This window comes from Metabacillus fastidiosus NBRC 101226, from assembly GCF_001591625.1.
GTDB lineage: Bacteria > Bacillota > Bacilli > Bacillales > Bacillaceae > Metabacillus > Metabacillus fastidiosus.
Genome location: NZ_BCVG01000200.1, coordinates 1 through 2601, shown reverse-complemented (window position 1 = coordinate 2601; position 2601 = coordinate 1). Strand labels below are relative to the sequence as shown.

Annotated in this window: 3 protein-coding genes; 2 read left to right on the top strand and 1 reads right to left on the bottom strand. The window is 34.1% G+C overall.

Annotated features, from left to right (window positions below):
* The first annotated feature begins 142 nt into the window (after positions 1 to 142).
* Positions 143 to 478: a DUF3889 domain-containing protein gene (locus BFA01S_RS21295; protein WP_066235613.1), complete on the top strand. Its 336-nt coding sequence runs from the start codon at positions 143 to 145 to the stop codon at positions 476 to 478.
* Between the two features lie 22 nt (positions 479 to 500).
* Here BFA01S_RS21295 and BFA01S_RS21290 read toward each other — a convergent pair whose 3' ends face one another.
* Entirely contained in the window at positions 501 to 944 is a 444-nt protein-coding gene (locus BFA01S_RS21290) for an Rrf2 family transcriptional regulator (protein WP_066235611.1), read from the bottom strand.
* Positions 945 to 1132: 188 nt separating this feature from the next.
* Here BFA01S_RS21290 and hmpA point away from each other — a divergent pair, with 188 nt between their 5' ends.
* Positions 1133 to 2425 (top strand): NO-inducible flavohemoprotein, encoded by a 1293-nt coding sequence (gene hmpA / locus BFA01S_RS21285; RefSeq protein WP_066235609.1) that lies wholly within the window; start codon positions 1133 to 1135, stop codon positions 2423 to 2425.
* Positions 2426 to 2601: the final 176 nt, after the last annotated feature.

Sequence of the window (2601 nt, the reverse complement as noted above, 5' to 3'; positions counted from 1 at the left end):
CTTACTGCCCGTTAAGGCTGGGATAAAATAGGCAGCAGACTGGAAAGATAGGGTGGTAAAGAATAGAGAATACTTAATTTGAATAAAAGGAAAAAGAGTAGGAAAGGTTAAAGGAGACTTGAATGAAACAGGGGGAATTTATGTGAAACATCTATCTTTTACAAAAATAGTTGTCACCTTGTTTGTAGTCGTCCTTCTCTTTTCTGCGGGATTAGATGTATACGGTCAGCATAATAATATTGACTATAAACAGTGGAGCAGAATTGCTATTAGTACTGTTAAAAAAGAATATCCTGCTGCACAGCTGACTGATTATAAGTATGTTGGACGTGCAGAAGTAACAGCTGAAGAAGCGAAGGACATTTTTAATATTGTCGTGAAGGAAGGAAATGAAAGCTTTAATGTGAAGGCTGAAGTCTTTTTTAACCCGAAGGATGGCAAGCTGATTACTGTTCAATTAGAAAGAGTGGCCTCTTAAATAAAAAAATTAGGAAGCATTCCTAATTTTTTTTCATTTTGAAATATTCTAATAATGTACTCTGATTTTGCACTAAATCTTCCAGTGTATATTCGTCTAACACTTGCAGGTAAGCATTTAGAGCTTTATTCAATACATGTTTTAAACCACAAACCGGTGAAATAATACATTGATTCTGTTCATTATTAAAACATTCCACAATATGAAAATCTTCCTCCGTTTTACGGACAACTTTTCCAATGTTAATCGATGATGGGTGATGTGCTAAGCGGATACCGCCATTTCTTCCACGAATCGTTTCAATAACACCTAATTTTCCAAGATCGTGGATTACCTTCATTAAATGGTTCTTTGAAATATCATATACTTCTGCAATTTCTTTTATATTTGAAAGCTTATCAGATGGTTTCGTCGCTAAATATATAAGAACACGAAGGGAATAATCAGTATAATTCGTTAATCTCATTTAAAAACCTCACATATTTTCTTAACACAATGACAATATCATATCATAAATAAATTTGGAAAAAAAATAAACAGTACTAAAATGTGACAGAAATATTAAAGATGTATTTTAAATATTGCTTTAATCAGAACTTGCGGTTATTATAAAGATATATTTTAAATACATCTTTTAAAAAGGGAGAGATAAATATGTTATCTCAAAAAACAATCGAAATCGTAAAATCAACTGCACCTGTATTAGCCGAAAAAGGTGTTGAAATTACAAAATGCTTTTATAAAAATCTGTTCAGCAGTCACCCGGAATTATTAAATATTTTTAATCATGCAAATCAAGCAAAAGGGCGTCAGCAAACTGCTTTGGCAAATACTGTTTATGCTGCGGCTACATATATTGATCAGCTTGAAGTATTAATTCCGGCAGTAAAGCAAATTGCGCATAAGCATAGAAGTTTAGCTGTTAAACCAGAACATTATCCAATCGTTGGCGAGCATTTATTAGGTGCAATTAAGGAAGTGCTTGGTGATGCAGCGACGGATGAAATTATTAATGCATGGGCTGAAGCATATGGTGTAATTGCTCAAGTATTTATCGATGTAGAAAAAGAAATGTACGAAGAAGCAACAAATCAGACTGGCGGATGGAAAGATTTCAAAAAATTTAAAGTAGTGAAGAAAGTAGAAGAAAGTGCTATCATTACATCTTTCTATTTAGAGCCATCTGATAAAACCGCTTTACCTGCTTTTCTGCCAGGACAGTATATTACGATTCGTTTATCAATCCCTGGAGAAACAAATTTATTAAATCGTCAATACAGCCTGTCTGATGCAGCTGGACAATCTACTTTCAGAATTTCAGTAAAGCGTGAAAGTGAATGCACACCGAAGGGAAAAGTATCAAATTATCTTCATGATCATATTAATATGGGGGATGAATTAGAAGTTACAGCTCCAGCAGGAGATTTCGTACTTGATGCTGAAAAAGCTGCACCGGTTTATTTAATTAGCGGGGGAGTAGGAATTACGCCTATGATGAGTATGTTAAAAACAGTGGCAGCCAGCCAGCCAAAGACTCATTCTTCATTTGCTCAAAAGATAATGAGCATGTTAAAAACAAAAGAAACTGCTCAATTAAATAATCCTGTGACATTCGTTCATGCAGCGAAAAATGGAGAAGTTCATGCATTTCATGATGAAGTTTGTGAAACAATCGAAAACCTGCAGAACGCTAGAAGATATTTTGTTTACGAGCAGCCAACAAGTGAGGACTATGTGAAGAAACAGTTTAATGGAGAAGGCTATTTAGATTTCGAAAAACTGAGCTCAATTGTAAAGGAGAAAGAAGCACAATTTTACATTTGCGGTCCAGTAGAATTTATGAAAGCAACTGTTATTAACCTTGAAAAATTAGGTGTCGCAGAAGAAAATATTCATTACGAATTTTTCGGACCAGCGCTAAATTTAAAGGAATATGAAATGGCATAAAATCGGACTAGAATGTCCAAAAAGGCCCTGTTATGGAAATCCAGTAAAATCACGGATTTGAAGACAGGGCCTTTCAGCGTTTAAAATTTATTAGGGGCTTATCGAATTTTCTTTATATATACTAAAGTTGAAAATATATATAAAGTGAAATTTCTATCAGTGGGGGTTTTCTTCAT

Coding starts and splice junctions, on each gene's coding strand:
- hmpA (WP_066235609.1), top strand. CDS start 1,133: ATGTTATCTCAAAAAACAATCGAAATCGTAAAATCAACTGCACCTGTA.
- BFA01S_RS21290 (WP_066235611.1), bottom strand. CDS start 944: ATGAGATTAACGAATTATACTGATTATTCCCTTCGTGTTCTTATATAT.